The organism is Bartonella sp. DB5-6, from assembly GCF_000278115.1.
In the GTDB taxonomy this organism is placed as follows: Bacteria; Pseudomonadota; Alphaproteobacteria; order Rhizobiales; family Rhizobiaceae; genus Bartonella; species Bartonella refiksaydamii.
Map to the genome: position 1 here is coordinate 101,998 of NZ_JH725118.1, position 18,342 is coordinate 120,339.

Annotated in this window: 16 protein-coding genes; 4 read left to right on the top strand and 12 right to left on the bottom strand. The window is 39.0% G+C overall.

What is annotated here, in order from left to right; all coding sequences use genetic code 11:
- Nucleotides 1–17 precede the first annotated feature (17 nt).
- On the bottom strand, nucleotides 18–953 hold the full coding sequence (cyoE, locus tag MCO_RS05290; RefSeq protein ID WP_007553089.1) for a heme o synthase: 936 nt from the start codon (nucleotides 951–953) through the stop codon (nucleotides 18–20).
- Between the two features lie 395 nt (nucleotides 954–1,348).
- Here cyoE and MCO_RS05295 point away from each other — a divergent pair, with 395 nt between their 5' ends.
- Together MCO_RS05295 and tldD are read left to right on the top strand one after the other, a co-directional pair.
- Nucleotides 1,349–1,888, top strand: coding sequence for an invasion associated locus B family protein (locus tag MCO_RS05295; protein ID WP_007553092.1), 540 nt, complete (start codon nucleotides 1,349–1,351; stop codon nucleotides 1,886–1,888).
- A gap of 107 nt (nucleotides 1,889–1,995) precedes the next feature.
- Nucleotides 1,996–3,414, top strand: coding sequence for a metalloprotease TldD (gene tldD / locus MCO_RS05300; protein ID WP_007553093.1), 1,419 nt, complete (start codon nucleotides 1,996–1,998; stop codon nucleotides 3,412–3,414).
- A gap of 65 nt (nucleotides 3,415–3,479) precedes the next feature.
- Here tldD and MCO_RS05305 read toward each other — a convergent pair whose 3' ends face one another.
- From MCO_RS05305 to MCO_RS05340, 8 genes are all read right to left on the bottom strand, one after another.
- Entirely contained in the window at nucleotides 3,480–4,733 is a 1,254-nt protein-coding gene (locus MCO_RS05305; protein WP_007553094.1) for a class I SAM-dependent RNA methyltransferase, read from the bottom strand.
- Nucleotides 4,726–5,475, bottom strand: a complete 750-nt coding sequence (locus MCO_RS05310; protein WP_007553095.1) for a TlyA family RNA methyltransferase — start codon at nucleotides 5,473–5,475, stop codon at nucleotides 4,726–4,728. The genes MCO_RS05305 and MCO_RS05310 overlap by 8 nt, the downstream gene beginning before the upstream one ends.
- Nucleotide 5,476: 1 nt before the next feature.
- Nucleotides 5,477–7,399 carry a 1-deoxy-D-xylulose-5-phosphate synthase gene (gene dxs, locus MCO_RS05315; protein WP_007553096.1) on the bottom strand — a complete coding sequence of 641 codons (1,923 nt, stop codon included), beginning with the start codon at nucleotides 7,397–7,399 and terminating at the stop codon, nucleotides 5,477–5,479.
- Between the two features lie 233 nt (nucleotides 7,400–7,632).
- Complete coding sequence (locus MCO_RS05320) at nucleotides 7,633–7,887, bottom strand: exodeoxyribonuclease VII small subunit (protein WP_007553097.1); 255 nt, start codon at nucleotides 7,885–7,887, stop codon at nucleotides 7,633–7,635.
- 7 nt (nucleotides 7,888–7,894) lie between these two features.
- Nucleotides 7,895–9,001: a 3,4-dihydroxy-2-butanone-4-phosphate synthase gene (gene ribB, locus MCO_RS05325; RefSeq protein WP_007553098.1), complete on the bottom strand. Its 1,107-nt coding sequence runs from the start codon at nucleotides 8,999–9,001 to the stop codon at nucleotides 7,895–7,897.
- A gap of 10 nt (nucleotides 9,002–9,011) precedes the next feature.
- Nucleotides 9,012–10,106, bottom strand: a complete 1,095-nt coding sequence (gene aroC, locus MCO_RS05330) for a chorismate synthase (protein ID WP_007553099.1) — start codon at nucleotides 10,104–10,106, stop codon at nucleotides 9,012–9,014.
- Nucleotides 10,107–10,222: 116 nt separating this feature from the next.
- Complete coding sequence (fabI, locus tag MCO_RS05335; RefSeq protein WP_040298912.1) at nucleotides 10,223–11,041, bottom strand: enoyl-ACP reductase FabI; 819 nt, start codon at nucleotides 11,039–11,041, stop codon at nucleotides 10,223–10,225.
- A 122-nt stretch (nucleotides 11,042–11,163) separates the two neighbouring features.
- The gene (locus tag MCO_RS05340) at nucleotides 11,164–12,066 is read right to left on the bottom strand and encodes a DnaJ C-terminal domain-containing protein (protein WP_007553101.1); all 903 of its coding nucleotides are present in this window, start codon (nucleotides 12,064–12,066) and stop codon (nucleotides 11,164–11,166) included.
- Nucleotides 12,067–12,390: 324 nt separating this feature from the next.
- On the opposite strand from MCO_RS05340, the gene pdxH reads away from it, so the two are divergent.
- Entirely contained in the window at nucleotides 12,391–13,014 is a 624-nt protein-coding gene (gene pdxH, locus MCO_RS05345) for a pyridoxamine 5'-phosphate oxidase (protein ID WP_007553103.1), read from the top strand.
- A gap of 533 nt (nucleotides 13,015–13,547) precedes the next feature.
- On the opposite strand, the gene ubiA is transcribed toward pdxH, so the two are convergent.
- Entirely contained in the window at nucleotides 13,548–14,552 is a 1,005-nt protein-coding gene (gene ubiA / locus MCO_RS05350) for a 4-hydroxybenzoate octaprenyltransferase (protein WP_007553104.1), read from the bottom strand.
- 91 nt (nucleotides 14,553–14,643) lie between these two features.
- Between ubiA and purD the strand changes: the two genes are divergently transcribed.
- Nucleotides 14,644–15,918: a phosphoribosylamine--glycine ligase gene (gene purD, locus MCO_RS05355; protein WP_007553105.1), complete on the top strand. Its 1,275-nt coding sequence runs from the start codon at nucleotides 14,644–14,646 to the stop codon at nucleotides 15,916–15,918.
- A 336-nt stretch (nucleotides 15,919–16,254) separates the two neighbouring features.
- Here purD and MCO_RS05360 read toward each other — a convergent pair whose 3' ends face one another.
- Nucleotides 16,255–16,782: a DUF6101 family protein gene (locus MCO_RS05360; RefSeq protein ID WP_007553106.1), complete on the bottom strand. Its 528-nt coding sequence runs from the start codon at nucleotides 16,780–16,782 to the stop codon at nucleotides 16,255–16,257.
- A 150-nt stretch (nucleotides 16,783–16,932) separates the two neighbouring features.
- Nucleotides 16,933–18,342, bottom strand: a complete 1,410-nt coding sequence (locus MCO_RS05365; RefSeq protein WP_007553107.1) for an FAD-binding oxidoreductase — start codon at nucleotides 18,340–18,342, stop codon at nucleotides 16,933–16,935.

Genomic DNA, 18,342 nt, shown 5'->3' on the forward strand with positions numbered 1-18,342 from the left:
CTCTCTCTTTCATTGTATTAGAGAATAAAAAAGTACCATACAAGAGATTCAATCAAAAGAATTCCAAAAAGAGAAGCTAAATAAAATAGCGAAAAGAAAAACATTTTTTTTGCCATTAAAATAGTTTCATCATGCCTATCAGTTTTCCACAAGCGGTAGGCAAAATAAACGAAGATAATGCTCAAAATTGTCGAAAAAATACCATAAAAAATTCCTGCAAAACCTATAATGTAAGGGCCTGCAGCACATATTGCCATAAGCACAGTATAAAATAAGATCTGTTTTTTTGTTGAATGCTCACCTCGTACATTAGGCATCATAGGAATGCCTGCTGCATTATAATCAAGAGAGGAAAATAAAGAAAGAGACCAAAAATGCGGAGGAGTCCACATAAAAATGATCAAAAATAATAAAAAGCTCTCAATACTCACTGTACCCGTTGTCACAGCCCATCCAATCATTGGTGGGAAGGCACCAGCTGCACCACCAATAACAATATTGTGCGGCGTGATACGTTTTAGCCAAATCGTATAGATAACAACATAAAAGAAAATTGTGAACGCAAGCAAAAGTGCTGCAAACCAATTAATGAAACGCCCCATAATTAATACAGAAAGTATAGAAAGAACCATGCCAAAAATAAACGCCTTCTTAGGGCTGATTTTGCCAGTAGGAACGGGGCGATTTTTGGTACGTTCCATCATAGCGTCAATGTCAGCATCATACCACATATTAAGTGCTCCCGCACCACCACCACCTATAGCAATACACAATATTGCTAAAAAACCATAAAATGGATTCACAGAAACAGGTGATATCACAAGTCCAACCAAAGCTGTAAATACAACAAGTGACATCACCCGTGGTTTTAATAACGTGATATAATCACCAATACTGGATTTTGGTGGAGTTGATCTACCACTTGCAGCCGATAATTCTCTTAGAACAGACATTCCACTCAAAAGCCTTTTTCATTTCTGTCATCCACAAGACAAATACTATCTAGCATGCGCGAATGACCAATTAATATCATAGTGTTTTGAAAACATATAGGATACCTCTCTTGTACGTGTCCCCTAAAAACAGATGAAAATATTCGCAACAAAAATACATTTTTTCAATACACATTATTTATTATAAAAACGTACCGTAAAAATAATCATACCAAACATTATAAAGCAAAGCTAATAACCTTTTCTGCTATGACATTTTTGCTACTTTTTTATTTCATGCATATGGATTAATATGTTTGGGCAGATAATGATTTTGTGTTATAATTTCGGCTCGAGAACTTATTTTATGTAGAGCTACGTATAATAATGCAGTGTTGATATGGTTGGGACTTTCTGTGGTACTTTATAAATTGCTCAAAAAAACTTTCTTTGTTTGTGTTGTTATTTACACGCTCTATAGTGCTTCTATCAATCATGCACTTGCACAAACATCTCATGAACAAAATGTTCCTGCTCCACAAAATTACGGTGCATGGACAAAAATTTGTTCTCTGCCTCCAGGTACACCTAATATGCAATGTGAAGTTGTACAAAATGTACATACACAAAATCGTCATGACATCACTCTCCGTGTTACGTTTTATAAACTCCCTAAAAATCAAGGAGCTTTGATGCGCGTTTTTGTTCCAATCCGCGTTGAATTGCGCCCTGGTATTGGTCTTAAAATTGATGATAAAAATATGGGAAGAGTAGAATATCGCCGTTGTCTTGGTGATAATTGTGTTGCTGAAGCTGTCCTTAGGGAAGATATACTACAGCTCTTTTTTAAAGGTAAGATGGCAACTTACTTTATTTTTACAACTCCTGAGCAAGCAGTTGGAGGACCTGTTGATCTCCATGGTCTTAGTGATGCCTATGCAACTTTACCAACATAATAAAATTTACGCACATTAAATGATTACAATCTCATAGCATACTTTACAACTTCTTAAAAAAGCCAAATAGGAATTTTCCAAGTTCCCATAAAAATAGGGTAACCACTATGAAATCACTGATTGACTATTTTGATATTGCCTCGTCTAAAGTGCAATCACTTGTAAAAGAAACGCTTCATCACGCTGATGATGGTGAACTTTACCTAGAATATACAGAAAGCGAAACGCTTTTATTTGACAATGGACAGCTTAAAAACGGCTCCTTTCATCAAGATATGGGGTTTGGTCTGCGTGTTGTTGCTGGAGAAGCTACCGGATATGCACACTCTAGTGAATTATCAGCTGCTGCACTCAAACGTGCCAGTGAAGCAGCGAAAGCTGTTACTTATAATAATCATGCAGGACCTTATAATGCAGCACCTCAAAGAACAAATAAGAGACTTTATCAACCTCATAACCCCCTTGTTGCTCCATCATTTGAGAAAAAAAGTGCACTTTTGCAAAAAATTGATGCTTATTTACGAGCAAAAAATGATAAATTGCATCAAGTTACTGTTTCTCTTTCCGGTTCACTACAGCATGTCGAAATTCTACGTGCAGATGAACATCTAGTTCGTGATATTCGCCCTCTTGTGCGGCTTTCTATATCTGTAGTTGCCGCTGATGGTAATCGGCGTGAAAATGGCTTCTATGGATGTGGCGGGCGGCAAGCCTTTGACCAATTCATTAGTGAAGAAAATTGGAAAAAGGCTGCTGATGAAGCCTTGCGTATGGCTCTCATAAACTTAGAAGCAGAAGCAGCACCAGCCGGAACATTTGATGTTGTCTTAGCCAATGGATGGCCAGGCGTTATGCTTCATGAAGCCGTAGGACATGGTTTGGAAGGGGATTTTAACCGCAAAAAAACATCTGCTTTTGCTGGACTCTTGGGAAAACAAATTGCCGCAAAAGGTGTTACCGTTGTTGATGATGGTACAATTCCTCAATGTCGTGGCTCACTCACCGTCGATGATGAAGGCACACCTTCAGGATATAATGTTCTTATTGAAGATGGAAAACTTGTTGGTTACATGCAAGACAGACTCAATGCTCGTCTTATGGGGGTTACTCCAACCGGAAACGGACGTCGTGAATCTTATGCACATGCACCAATGCCGAGAATGACAAATACGATCATGTTAGGAGGAGACAAAACACCTGAAGAAATTCTATCCTCACTCAAAAATGGTATCTATGCTGTTTCATTTGGCGGTGGACAAGTTGATATCACTTCTGGAAAATTCGTCTTTGAATGTACCGAAGCTTACAGAGTGGAAAATGGTAAAATTGTAGCCCCAATCAAAGGGGCAACACTTATCGGGAATGGGCCAGATGCTATGAAGCGTATTACAATGATTGGAAATGATAGCAAACTTGATAATGGTATCGGTATGTGCGGAAAAGCCGGACAAAACGTTCCTGTTGGAGTCGGGCAACCTCACTTGCGAATCAATAATATGACAATTGGTGGGACAGCTCTTTCATAAAATATACCAAATGAACTTGGTTTTAAAATTTCTCAAATAAATTCAGGAAAGCTTGTCGATTTAGGCTAAAGCTTCCAACTTGTCTTTACTTTGCGCTTGCTCAAAACAGCAACAATTTCAACATGTGGCGACCATAAAAACTGATCAATCGGTATGATTTTTTCTACTGTATAACCACCTGCAACAAGAAGAGATAAATCACGAGAAAATGTAATAGGATTGCACGAAATAGCGACGACACGTGGTATTGTTGCCTTAGCCAACTCACGTGCTTGCTCTTCTGCTCCAGCGCGTGGAGGATCAAAAACAACACACTCAAAATACTCAAGTTCCTTTACAGAAAGTGGGCAGCGAAAAAGGTCACGTTTTTCACAAGTTACTGTTTTTAAACCAGCAGCAAAACGTGCTGCTGAATCTAAATGTGCTAATGCTATTTCATCATTTTCTACCGCATGAACATTCATTTTCTTAGCCATCCGCAATGCGAAAGTTCCAACTCCTGAAAACAAATCGGCAGCATTTTTTGCTTTTTTAAAATGAGTCAAAATAATATTGCTTATAGTATTTTCTGCTTCAAAAGTTGCTTGAAGAAACCTACCAGCCGGAAATTCAACACACACATCTCCAAAGTAAATCAATGGTTTTTCTTGTTCAACCAAAACTTCCCCTTCGACAGACAAACGTGTAATTCCAGACAAAATGGCTGCACGCACCATTTTCTGACGAACAGAATCGTGTCGTATAACACAACCGCTTAAAGCAACATCAAAACCATTTTCAACGTGTGTTATCGTGATATGAAACCGTTTTACATGATTGCTTAGAAAAGCACATAACCTCCTCACATCATCCAACTTAGATATAAGCTCTGAGCGACTCACAGGACATTCTTTAAGAGCCACAATATCATGAGAAAAATGACGATTAAAACCAACTCTCTGACCTTGTGGTGTCATAGATGCTGTTAAAGTAATTCGTCGGCGGCTATAGGGTTTACATTCAATTAAAGGTGAAATGGTAACATCAAGTCCATATCCTTTGAGCGCATCGACTACTAGCTGTCGTTTCCATATGCGATAAACATCGGCACGCCAATGCTGAAGTGCACACCCCCCACATTCTCCAAAATGCTGGCAAAGGGCATCAATACGTTCTGGTGATTTTTCCTTTAATGCTACGAGTGTAGCATATTTTCCATGAACAGCGATTTCAGCAAATTCTCTTGGTAAAGTAAAAGGAACATAAACAGATCCATGAGGTGTGTTGGAAACACCATGACCGTTCGTTTCAATATGGTCGATTATGACATTATCATTCACTCTTTTTTTCCCCGAATAATAAATATTCTAAATTACCATCACCACCAACAATGGGTGAGGGAAGCAAACCTTTTGCACTCCATCCTATTTGCATATTCAACCAATTAAAAAGTTCTTCAGCAACTTGTTTAGCCTTTGATGGATCTTTCAATATCCCTCCCTTACCAAGATGCTTACGGCCAATCTCAAATTGAGGTTTTACCAATAAAATAGCTTGTGCTCCCTTTTTGGCCAAAGATAAAACAGGAGGCAATGCAAGCTTGAGAGAAATAAAACTGACATCCGATACTATGAGATTAATTTCTCGGCCGTCTAAATGTTTTTGTTTCAAATCTCTCACATTCAAACCTTCTAATAAGGTTATAGCACTATTGCCTGATAAACGCACATCAAATTGATTATGACCAACATCAATGGCAATGACATGAGCCACCCCACGTTCTAAAAGAACTTGCGTAAAACCACCTGTTGATGCACCAATATCAATGGCAGTCACTTTATCGGTGACAATCGGAAATGCATCAAGTGCACTGATCAATTTTAACGCTGCACGTGAAACATAATTCTGTGCTGGATCGCAAACTATAATTTCCACATCATTAGAAATAATTTGCCCAGCTTTAACAACTATTTCGCCGTTAACCTTAACTGTTTTGCGCACGATAGCATCACGTGCTCGTGAGCGCGTCGTAAAAAAGTTTTTTTCAACTAAGAAAATATCAAGCCTTTTTTTGACGTACATCTCATACTCGATTTTTCTGCACTATCCCAACTTCACGTCCCAAAGCAGTAAAAACCGTGTTGATAATACCAACAGCATCAAGTCCTATACGTGAAAGAACTTTCTCTGGTGAACCATGACTTAAATATTCGTCAGGGAGTTTTAATGTACGGACTTTCAAACCATGCTCTAAAAGCCCTTCTTGTGCAAAAAACTGCAATAAATGCGCTCCAAATCCACCCATTGCGCCTTCTTCAATTGTCACTAATACTTCATGTTCACGTGCCAAACGCCGCATCAAATCCTTATCCAAAGGCTTTGCAAACCGTGCATCCGCAACTGTCGTAGACAACCCTTCTGCTTCTAACATACTAGCAGCCATCAACACTTCCGACATCCGCGTTCCAAAACAAACCAAAGCTATCCTGTTTCCTTCACGCAAAATACGCCCTTTTCCAATCTCTAATAACTCACCACGCTCAGGCAAATCCATACCAACACCTTCACCACGCGGATAACGAAAAGAAAGTGGCCCCTCATCATAAGCTGCAGCAGTACGTACCATATGCATCAATTCAACTTCATCAGAAGGCGCCATAACAACAAATTCAGGAAGAGTTGTCAAAAAAACAATATCAAAACTGCCAGCATGCGTCGCACCATCTGCCCCTACAAAACCTGCTCGATCAATCGCAAAACGCACCGGTAATTTTTGAATCGACACATCGTGGATAATCTGATCATAAGCGCGCTGTAAAAAAGTAGAATAGATCGCGACAAAAGGCTTATACCCTTCACAAGCAATGCCCGCAGCAAAAGTTACAGCATGCTGTTCAGCAATACCAACATCAAACATTCTTTCCGGAAATTTTTCAGCAAAAGCATCAAGACCAGTGCCTGTAGGCATTGCCGCCGTTATCCCTACAACCTTATCATCATAACTGGCTTCCTCTATTAAAGCCTTAGAAAACACCTTGGTATAGGAAAGAGATTTACTTTGTATCTTAACCTGTTTGCCTGTAACAATATCAAAACTATTAACACCATGATATTTATCAGATGATGCTTCCGCAGGTGCATAACCCTTACCCTTATGGGTTACTACATGCACCAAAACAGGACCATAAGGATATTCACGAACATTTTTCAAAACAGGCAACAGATGCTCTAAATTATGACCATCTATTGGTCCAACATAGTAAAAGCCAAGTTCATCAAATAAAGTTCCTCCAACCAAAAAACCACGTGCAAACTCCTCTGAACGACGTGCCTTCTCCCCAAAAAACTTTGGCAATTTTTTGCTGAGCACTTTTACCCGTTCACGCAAACTACGGTAAGCGGGACGAGAGACCAACCGTGCAAGATGAGCACTCATAGCACCCGTAGGAGGCGCAATAGACATATCATTATCATTAAGGATAACAATCAAGCGAGCATCCAAAGCACCAGCATTATTCATCGCTTCATAGGCCATACCAGCAGACATAGCACCATCACCAATTACAGAAATAATATTTCGTTTTGTTTCCGCCTTCAAAGCACTCGCCATCGCCATCCCAAGTCCAGCTGAAATAGAAGTAGAAGAATGACCAGCTCCGAATGGATCATATACACTTTCTGAACGCTTCGTAAAACCTGACAATCCACCCTCTTGACGCAATGTGCGAATTTTATCTCTACGCCCCGTCAAAATTTTGTGGGGATAGGCTTGATGACCAACATCCCAAATAATTCTATCCTCAGGTGTATTAAAAACATAATGCAACGCAACAGTGAGCTCAATAACACCGAGCCCTGCACCAAGATGACCACCTGTTACGGAAACCACATCAATTGTTTCTGACCGCAACTCATTAGCTAATCGTACTAAATCAGACTCAGGCAATGCCCGCAAATCTTGTGGAACACAAATATAGTCAAGCAATGGCGTTAATGGCCTAGACAAAAGAAACTCCTTATATCTATTTATCAAGAGAGCGAGATGAAGCTACACACCTTTCCTTACTTTGTTCACAGTGTGTTCTATTTTTTACTGAAATACTTTATCTGTTTGAAATTATCTACAGATTTTCCTGTTTCTAACCCATTTCATAAAAAAGGAACTCCTAAAATCTGTTCTTTGTAAATGAAGGTTTTCTCCCTTAATAACCCAACAAATACAGAAAAAATTACTGAATATCATTCAGAATCTAGAGGCTCTACACCTTTCGGAATACCTTTATCTGAAAGCTGAATCTTTTCAACTTTAGCTTCAGCTACCTTCAAGAGTTTTTCACAATGTTTTTTAAGAGCTTCACCACGCTCATAAATATCAATTGATTGTTCTAAAGGGACATCCCCACGTTCCAAATTTTCAACTATAATCTCAAGTTGCTTAAGTGCTTCCTCGAAACTTAATGCAGTAACGTCTTCCTTTTGTATCTCTTTTTTCATACAAACCTCATAAGATATCTGTTCTGGATATGCGAATGCCAAAACCCTCTAAACCAACATAATGACGTTCTTTAGAAGCATAAACAATAACAGAACTAATCCCTAAATGTTTTAGAATTTGCGCTCCTAAACCAATTTGGCGCCATTCTTCTTCGCGTTCAATCGCCTGCGCGTGGTTTTCTAAACCTCTCATTGCCATTGTCTGACCGTTAATAACTGATTGCACACCAATGGATCCTTCACGCAAATAAACAAACACACCACGTTTCTCTTCTTGCACCATACGCCGCATGATAACTGCAATCTCTGAAGAGTGACCAAAAACATCGTTTATAATATTTTCGCGATGCAGACGCACAGGAATATCTTCACCGTCACGGATATCACCAAAAACGATTGCAATATGCTGAACATTTTCCCAAGGAAGTTGATAACTTTGAAGAACGGCTGCCCCCGCTAATGTTTCAATAGGTATTTCTCCAACATGCCTGATCAACATCTCTTTACGCTGGCGGTAAGCGATAAGATCAGCAACCGTAATCACATGTAATTTGTGATCTTGCGCAAATTTCGTAACTTCATCCCCATGTTTAACACTGCCATCGTCATTCACCAACTCACCAATAACGCCAACTTGTGGTAAACTAGCTAATTTACATAAATCAACAGCGGCCTCCGTGTGGCCTGAACGCATAAGGACTCCCCCTTCATGTGCAATCAAAGGAAAAATATGTCCTGGACGAATAAAATCGCTCGCACCAGCATTCGAATTCGCAAGATTACGGACCGCTAATGCGCGATCATGTGCTGAAATACCTGTAGTTATTCCATGTTTAAAATCAACAGTAACAGTAAATTGGGTACGGTGCGCTGAATTATTATCTGATACCATAGGCGCAAGATTAAACCGTTGTGCTTCTTCTTTTGGCATAGGCGCACAAACAATACCCGTTGTGTGACGAATAATAAATGCCATTTTTTCTTCTGTACAATGGACAGCTGCAACTGTTAAATCACCTTCATTCTCACGACCGTCATCATCTGTAACCACAATGATCTCACCGCGTTCAAAAGCCCTAAGGGCAGAAACGATTTTTTTCTGATCATACATCATCACGTTCCTTTTAACCACAACCAACCTGACCACGATGTCTCAGATAATGATCAGCAATAGCACAAGCGACCATCGCTTCCCCAACAGGAACAGCACGAATCCCAACACACGGATCATGACGCCCTTTCGTGATAACATCTACATTATTACCATCAATATCAATGGAACAACGAGGCGTTAAAATTGATGACGTAGGCTTCACAGCAAAACGTGCTATAATTGGCTGTCCACTCGATATTCCACCTAAAATACCGCCAGCATGATTAGATAAAAAAAGTGGTTTCCCATCATTTCCCATACTCATTTCATCTGCATTTTGTTCTCCTCGCAAGCGAGCTACTGCAAAACCATCCCCTATTTCGACACCCTTCACCGCATTAATTGACATGAGTAACGATGCAATATCTTGGTCAAGCTTTGCGTAAATAGGTGCCCCTAACCCCGCTGGAACATTTTCTGCAACAATCTCAATAAGAGCACCAACTGATGAACCAGCTTTCCGTAATTTATCGATATAATCACTAAAAACATGCACTATTTCTGCATCAGGCGTAAAAAAAGGATTGTTATCAACTTCTAACCAATCCCAATGATTGCGATTAATATTATGAGGACCAATTGCTATCACCGCTCCCCGTACAATCAAACCAGGAACAATTTTACGAGCAACAGCACCTGCCGCAACACGTGCTGCCGTCTCACGCGCTGAAGCCCGCCCTCCACCTCGAAAATCACGGATACCATATTTCACATCATAAGTATAATCTGCATGACCTGGACGGTACTGATGAGCAATTGAGCCATAATCTTTAGAACGCTGATCCATATTTCGAATCAAGAGGGAAATTGGCGTACCCGTTGTCACCAATGTTAGCCCATCATCTTGAACAATAGTTCCTGAAAGTACTTCTACTTGGTCTAGTTCTCGACGCTGCGTTGTATATTGAGATTGTCCTGGTCTACGTTTATCAAGATAGGCTTGAATTTCTGAAAGAGTAAACGTAATTCCCGGAGGGCAACCATCGATAACGCACCCAAGAGCAGCGCCATGACTTTCACCCCATGTCGTTACACGAAACAAATGACCAAATGTATTATGCGACATAAAAAATGATCTGCTCCTCCGTCAAATATACGCCACTACAGCCTTTTTTAAAGAATATCATAGCCGTTTTAAATTCGGTCAAGTCACCGTTGTAAAAGAAAATTTTGTAAAAAACTTTATTCTTTAACGACAGAAATGTCTGGCGCATCGACAGCTTTCATACCTATGATATTATAACCTGAATCCACATGATGTACTTCACCCGTAACAGAACGAGACAAATCTGAAAGAAAGTAAAGCGCAGAATCACCTACCTCTTCAATTGTCACCGTACGACGTAAAGGAGCATTATATTCATTCCATTTTAAGATATAACGGAAATCACCAATCCCCGAAGCAGCCAACGTTTTGATTGGCCCAGCAGATAGAGCATTAACACGAATATGCTGTGGTCCTAAATCCACTGCTAGATATTTTACGCTTGCTTCAAGAGCTGCTTTTGCTACTCCCATTACATTATAGTTAGGAACAACCTTTTCTGCACCATAATAGCTCAGTGTTAAAATGGAGCCTCCATCCGACATCAATTTCTCTGCACGTTTTGCCAAAGCCGTTAAGGAATAAACGGAAATATTCATGGTCATCGTAAAATTTGATTCGCTAATATCAATATAACGACCGCTTAATTCATCTTTATCAGAAAAACCAATAGCATGAACTAAAAAATCGAGCTTGCCCCATTTCTTTTCTATTACTTTAAAGACTGCATCAATAGTTGCACTATCAGAGACATCACAATGACCGCAAACTAACCCTTTTACTTGCTCAGTCAAAGGCTCAACACGTTTCCTCATCGCCTCACCCTGATAGGTAAAAGCAAGCTCTGCTCCTGCAGCGCTTGCCGCTTTAGCTATTCCCCAAGCGATAGAGCGATTATTGGCTAATCCCAAAATTAAACCACGCTTGCCGTACAATAAACCATTACCCTTAGCCATCAGCATTGCCCCATTGTTACCTAAAATTAATATTATTTATCTGCCTATGACATAGGTCAGCTTTTTCTTCAAGCAATTGGTTTCAAATCAAACAAAAACTATGCTTTTATATAATTAAAAAATTAACCTTTTCGCATCTGCAGGAACTGTTCTAATGCTGCATCTCTACCTTCCGGCAACATGACACGAACATGCACATAAAGATCATCTCTTTTGCCGTTTTTTAAACGAAGCCCTTTTCCTTTCAACCGTAAAACACGATCAGAGCTTGACCAAGCTGGAATAGTCAAAACCACACGCCCTTCCAAAGTCTCAATTTCTTCTTTTGCTCCCAGAACAGCATGTGTAAGAGAGACTGGTAAATCAAGATGGAGTGCCCTTCCTTCAACCCGCAAACGAGGATGTTTTTGAATATATATAGTTACCAACGCATCTCCTGCTTGCCCATAAGCCACCTCTTCTCCTTGTCCTTTTAAGCGAATAATTTGACCATCTTCAACATAATCTGGAAGTTTAATTTTTAATTTTTTTCCATTAGGAAAAATTGCTTCCACCTTTTCTGCACCAACCATTTGCTCCAATGTAACGGAAAGATTGGCACGAACATGCGCCCCTTGTTGAGATCGATCATATTTTGCAGAATTTGAAAAACCTCCTCCTCTCCTAAATAGATCGCGAAAAATATCACCCGCATCAAAACCTGCACTGCCTGAAGAACCAAAATCAAAACCTTTTGCTCCTCCTGAAAAAGGATTGTGACTATTTCTAAAATTTTCACCAGCACCATAGGCTTGATACAGTGGTTTTCCTTCCATATCAATTTCACCACGGTCAAATTGTGCTTTTTTGTCTTTATCACCTATAATTTCATAGGCTTGATTAATTTCAGAAAACTTTTCTTTAGCCTTTGCATCATCCATATTGTGATCTGGATGATATTTCTTTGCTAATTTTCTGAATGCCGACTTAATCTCTTGCGGTTTTGCGGTACGTGCCACACCCAGAATCGTGTACGGATCACGCATATTGCCCTCTTTTCAATTTTTGTGTTTTCAAAATATTAACTGATATGTTTTTCAATATTCCTCACAGCTTCATCAATCTCTTCTAAAGAATGATTTTCTCTCTTTATATGTCTATAAAGAAACTAAAATACCAGATAAAATAAATATTTTATTTAATATAGCGCATTGTTTTCTACGCTAATAACAAAAATGATTAAGATACCATCCTACATAGGATATAATAGCATTGGCTTTTTGAAATAAGAGAAAAACAGCGCTTTATTCCTTAATGACAAAGTAAGTTAAAGAGCTTCTCAGTCATACTTGCCGACATTTGGAGATCCTATGAACAATAAAATACAAACAGACGACGATTTTATGCAAATGCAAAAACCTTTTGCGCTTTTTGAAAAGTGGTTTGAAGAAGCAACATTAAGCGAAATAAATGATCCTAATGCTATGGCATTAGCAACAGTTGATGAAATGGGCTTGCCTAATGTTCGCATGGTTCTTCTCAAAGATTACAATCCCCAAGGCTTCGTCTTCTACACCAACTATGAAAGCCAAAAAGGACAAGAAATTTTAAAATCAATGAAAGCATCCTTAGGTTTTCATTGGAAATCGCTCCGTCGGCAGATCAGAATTAGGGGAGTTGTTGAAAAAGTCAGTGATCAAGAAGCAGATGCGTATTTCCAATCACGTCCACGAGGTAGCCGAATTGGAGCATGGGCGTCCAAACAATCTCAACAATTAGAAAACCGTTTTGTCCTCGAAAAAGCAATTGCCCAATATACCGCGCGTTATGCAATAGGAAATATCCCGCGTCCACCTTATTGGTCTGGATTTCGCGTTAAACCCCTTTCTATCGAATTCTGGCGTGATCGCCCATTTCGTTTACATGACCGCTTGCTTTTTACACGTGATTCTGTCGAATATGATGATTGGAAAAAGCAAAAACTTTATCCCTAATTTTTCAAACTTTAATTATTGTTGAAGACTTCGTTTTTATAACAATTAAAAAAACTCTTTGCGAAATGAAGAATAGATCTTTGTTATGAAACTTGACTGATAACCACTTTTTCCACTATGCTCTCTGGAAAAAGGTTATAATTACAAACTCATCCAAGCAAAAGTGTGTATTCTGTGAAAAAAACGGTAAAGTGTCACCAATAATATTATAATGGAGCATAAGAAGATAACATGATCTTGCACGTCTCAATCCTGATGAAATTAGGTAAAAATGCATGATTTGAATTAAGATTAAGAGTGGTTGATTCACTTACTCTTACTAAGGTCTGTTTTCAGTTTATCTGATAAAAACGAGGACTTCGACAAAATTGCAATTTTGTTATTGAAAAGAGCTCTAAAGCTGAGATACATAGCTTAGCTATAAATGCAAACAGACAAAAAAACTGCGAAAATAAGAAATTTCATCCTTGGCTTTTTATTTTCTTCTCTTCCAGCGTCGCATAGCATATGACTTTACTTTTAATTTATTGTAACTAAACAAAAGAATAAAGCATCTTCCATATACCACCGCATATCAAACCAACAAAAATTATAAAACCAACAAATGAATTTGATTTAAAAAGCTTCAGGCATTGTGAACTATCATTTATATCAATCTCTTTAATTTGAATAAACATGTGGATGCTTGCCATAAAAATTCCTAAGAAGCTGAGAACAGGAACTTGCGCCAAATAAAATGCTAAGCTAACGAGCACCACAAAACTACCATACAAAAATATTAAAGCACGCCTAGTACCTTCATCAAAAAGAAGTGCCGTGGAACGTACACCAATCGTAGCATCATCTTCCTTATCCTGATGCGCATAAATTGTATCATACCCTATCGTCCAAAAAATAGATCCCACATAAAGTAAAATTGGTGCCCAACTTAAGCTTCCAAACACAACTGCCCACCCCATTAATGCTCCCCAATTAAATGCGATACCTAAAAAAAACTGCGGCCAATATGTCACACGTTTCATAAAAGGATACACTGCAACCGCTATCAATGACGAAATACCTAGAAAAAAACTGAACTTATTAAATTGCGATAAAACAGCTAAACCAACCAAACATTGCAAGAGTATAAAAATTTTTGCCTGAAATCGGCTCACATGTCCTGTTGGCAATGGACGAGAACGTGTTCTCTCCACCTGAGAATCAATTTTATGATCAATAAGATCGTTCCAAGTACACCCTGCCCCCCGCATAGCTACGGAACCTAGAAAAAAAAGAAAGAGATACCAGAACCAATGAAGTAACATTGTTAAAAAAGGATATCGATGCATTTCATAAGAGAGAAAAGCCATTGTTGTTGACCAAAAACAAGGCCACATCAATAACTGCCATCCGATAGGCCGATCCCAACGTGCCAATTGAGCGTAAAACCACAATGAACGGGGAAGAAAATTGTAGACCCATTGTTTGGAGGATGCATCCATTACCCTTCCCTGACTTTCACAGGATTGAATATGTGCAATATCTTTACTTTTTTTCATCACATAATTTTACCTTTAGTCTTGCGATAGAGGCATTTCATTCTTATGACGAGAAAACGCATTTAATCATCTTCTGTAATAGGAGCAAGCAATGAACATTCTTCTTATCGGCTCAGGTGGACGAGAACACGCTTTAGCATGGAAAATAGCAACATCACCACTACTAACAAAATTATATTGTGCTCCGGGGAATCCTGCAACAATGGAACTTGGTGAAAATATTGATTTGAATATTGATGATCATCCTCTCGTTATTGATTTTTGTAAAGCACATTCTATTGATCTCGTGATTGTTGGACCAGAAGCTCCATTAGTGGCGGGTATAACAGACTCTCTTAATAGTGCCAATATCTGTGTATTTGGACCTACTCAAAAAGCTGCTCAATTAGAAGGTTCAAAAGCTTTTACAAAGGATTTATGCCGTAAGAATAATATTCCTACTGGAACTTATCAATGCTTTAATGATGCTACAAAAGCCAAAGCCTATATTCATCAACAAGGTGTTCCCATTGTCATTAAAGCTGATGGCTTAGCTGCCGGTAAAGGTGTTGTTGTTGCAACGACTGTGGAAGAAGCATTTAACGCAGTTGATGCTTGCTTTAAAAGTACATTTGGCAATACAGGAGAAAAAATTGTTATAGAATCTTTTCTTGAAGGTGAAGAAGCAAGCTTCTTCTGTCTTTGTGATGGTAAAATTGCTCTTCCTTTTGGATCTGCTCAAGATCATAAACGTGTAGGCGATGGAGATACTGGAGCAAATACCGGTGGCATGGGAGCTTATTCACCAGCTCCCATCATGACCAAGGAAATGGTTAGTCGTACCCTTAAAGAAATTGTTGAACCAGCTCTACACAGTATGAACAAAATGGGGGCTCCCTTTAAAGGTATCCTCTTCGTCGGATTGATGATAACGCAAAAAGGACCTGAATTAATTGAATTTAACGTACGATTCGGCGATCCTGAATGTCAAGTTTTAATGATGCGATTAAAAGATGACATTCTTCCACTTCTTCTTGCCGCAGCTCAAGGGAATCTTGAAAATAAAACCCTTCAGTGGTCTGAAAAAACTGCCTTAACCGTTGTTATGGCCGCTAATGGTTATCCAGACTCTCCCCAAAAAGGTACTGTTATTCGTAATCTTGATAAAGTGAACGCTTTTTCTGATGTAAAAGTTTTTCAAGCCGGCACAGCATTACACAATGGAAAACTCATTGCTAATGGTGGACGCGTTTTAAATATAACAGCAATAGGGGAAACCATTACCCAAACGCAAAAACGCGCCTATGAAGCTGTTGATTGTATTGATTGGCCAGAAGGTTTTGTCCGCCGCGATATCGGATGGCGAGCTATTGCACGAGAAAGCTAAATCGTTTGAGTAGTCTTTTTCATAATTTCACATAATAGCATAACGCACACATCTGCTTACTATTCTATATTGTTCATGATTTAAAAAAAATACTGACTATGCAATTTTGATTGTAACCCCGTGATTATCTTGTTGCTTATCTAAGCTTGGAAACAAGTACCATGCGCTGTCATTGCCTTTGCATAGAGAAAACCTGTGAAATTTCCTCTATTATAACTTACCAACGTATGTTGTCAAACAGAGCTCTCACACAGCTAATAAAATGTAACATATAACGATACAGTAAAAATAAATGCATCTAACAGCACAATAATAAAAAATGAATGTGCGCCAATACTACTGTAGCGCAACTCGATTTGCGATCACCAAACGTAAACCTAATGGATTGCTACAACGAAGTGAAAAATACTTTTGTTTAGAATGCATCGTCGTACCCAAAAAACGACGTAAATCAGAACGATCTTTGACAACCATAACACGATTATCTTCATTGATCATAAGCATAGGAAGGCCATAAGTATCCGCCCATAATCGCCAATCTAGAAGAACATTATTCAAATCTCTAGAAACTAAAAGCGGGATGCAAGTTTCCTCATCTGCATGAAACAACTCTAATGCAACAGCTTTTTCTCCTGAACGCGTTTTTACAGCGCGCGCCGCAATTCCTTTAAAATGATAAGACGGCACTAAACGTGATAAACTCGAGAGAGTATCCATTTTAAAAAAAACACCGCGCTCATTTAACGAACAAATTATTTGATTGCCTGTTTTTGATGAAAAATATGCCGTTGTTTGTGGCAAATGGCACGGATCTAACCGAAACTCAAGCACCGCTTTTGCCTGATTAAAGCATTGATTAGCCATATATAGTGTCCCAATTTATTTTAAATAATATACACCCTTTAACAGCTTTTCCCCACTGGATTATTAAAAGATTGAATAAAAAACAACTGATTTCTTTTTTGGTTATTGAATTCTAAACAAAAACACGAGATAAAATTTATCTTTCTCGAATTATAATATTTTTCTAGGATTCATAATCCCTAAAGGATCGAGCATTTTCTTAATCCCTTGCATAATATCCAACGCAACAGGTGATTTGAAAGCGCGAAGTTCCTCACGCTTAAGTTGACCAATTCCATGCTCAGCAGAAAATGCACCTTGATAATGCATTACTAGACTATGAATCCGGTGATTCATTTGTGACCATAATTGCAAAAACGCTGCAGTATCAGCTCCAACAGGCTGCGTAATATTGTAATGAAGGTTCCCATCGCCCATGTGTCCAAAACAAACCACCCGCGCTCCTGGAGCAATATCTTCAACAATATGTGCTGCCTCAGCGATAAAATCAGGAATAGAAGCAAGAGGCACCGCAATATCATGCTTAATAGACCCTCCCGCTAACTTCTGTGCAGATGATATACTTTCACGCAATTGCCAAAAAAAATCTTGCTGCTTTAATGATTGCGCAACAACTGCCTCTTCTATCACAGCATTCTTTAAAGATTCTTCCAAAATAACACTTAGTACTGATAATGCCTCTGCATCGCTCTGCAATGATGCAATATTAATCAATACATACCATTCATGCTCACGCTCAAGAGGAAGCTTCTTACACATCTTGTAGTTTAAAGCCATTTGCAAGCTAATTTTTCCCATAAGCTCAAAGCCAGTTAACATCCCTCCTCCATGACATTGAGCAAGAGATAAAAGAGCTAGAGCCTTCGCTGGACTATCCAAGCCTACCAAAGAAACTGCTTTTCCTTTAGGCCTTGGAAAAAGCTTTAAAACTGCTGCTGTTATAATGCCTAAAGTGCCTTCCGCACCAATAAAAAGGTTTTTCAAATCATAGCCGCTATTATCTTTCTTTACAAAACGCAAATCATCCAAAATACGGCCATCAGGCAAAACAACTTCTAAACCAAGACAAAGCTCACGCATATTGCCATACGCTATAACAGCGGTCCCTCCAGCGTTAGATGAGAGGTTTCCCCCTATCTGACAAGAACCTTCTGAAGCCAGAGAAAGAGGAAAAAAACGACCAGATTCATCCACTTTTTTCTGTAAATTTTGTAAAATAACACCAGCTTCCACCACAGCAAAATTACCCTCAAGATTAAGACATCTAATCTTATTTAATCGTTCCATAGATAAAAGAACGCCACACCCTTTTTCATCTGGCAGTTGACCACCTACGAGACCTGTATTCCCCCCCTGAGGTACAATCGGCGTGTGTGTTTGGTTAGCTAGTCGCATAATTGATGAGACCTCCGCTGTGGAAGATGGGCGTAAAAGCAACTGTGTTTTTCCATGAAAAAGCCCACGTTCATCAATCAAATATGGTGCGATCAATGCCTGATCCGTTACAGCATGTGCCACGCCAACAATTTTTCTAAAGCTCTCAATTAGCTCCTGCTCCAT

Coding starts and splice junctions, on each gene's coding strand:
- cyoE (WP_007553089.1), bottom strand. CDS start 953: ATGTCTGTTCTAAGAGAATTATCGGCTGCAAGTGGTAGATCAACTCCA.
- tldD (WP_007553093.1), top strand. CDS start 1,996: ATGAAATCACTGATTGACTATTTTGATATTGCCTCGTCTAAAGTGCAA.
- MCO_RS05310 (WP_007553095.1), bottom strand. CDS start 5,475: ATGTACGTCAAAAAAAGGCTTGATATTTTCTTAGTTGAAAAAAACTTT.
- MCO_RS05320 (WP_007553097.1), bottom strand. CDS start 7,887: ATGAAAAAAGAGATACAAAAGGAAGACGTTACTGCATTAAGTTTCGAG.
- ribB (WP_007553098.1), bottom strand. CDS start 9,001: ATGATGTATGATCAGAAAAAAATCGTTTCTGCCCTTAGGGCTTTTGAA.
- aroC (WP_007553099.1), bottom strand. CDS start 10,106: ATGTCGCATAATACATTTGGTCATTTGTTTCGTGTAACGACATGGGGT.
- fabI (WP_040298912.1), bottom strand. CDS start 11,041: ATGGCTAAGGGTAATGGTTTATTGTACGGCAAGCGTGGTTTAATTTTG.
- MCO_RS05340 (WP_007553101.1), bottom strand. CDS start 12,066: ATGCGTGATCCGTACACGATTCTGGGTGTGGCACGTACCGCAAAACCG.
- pdxH (WP_007553103.1), top strand. CDS start 12,391: ATGAACAATAAAATACAAACAGACGACGATTTTATGCAAATGCAAAAA.
- ubiA (WP_007553104.1), bottom strand. CDS start 14,552: ATGAAAAAAAGTAAAGATATTGCACATATTCAATCCTGTGAAAGTCAG.
- purD (WP_007553105.1), top strand. CDS start 14,644: ATGAACATTCTTCTTATCGGCTCAGGTGGACGAGAACACGCTTTAGCA.
- MCO_RS05360 (WP_007553106.1), bottom strand. CDS start 16,782: ATGGCTAATCAATGCTTTAATCAGGCAAAAGCGGTGCTTGAGTTTCGG.
- MCO_RS05365 (WP_007553107.1), bottom strand. CDS start 18,342: ATGGAGCAGGAGCTAATTGAGAGCTTTAGAAAAATTGTTGGCGTGGCA.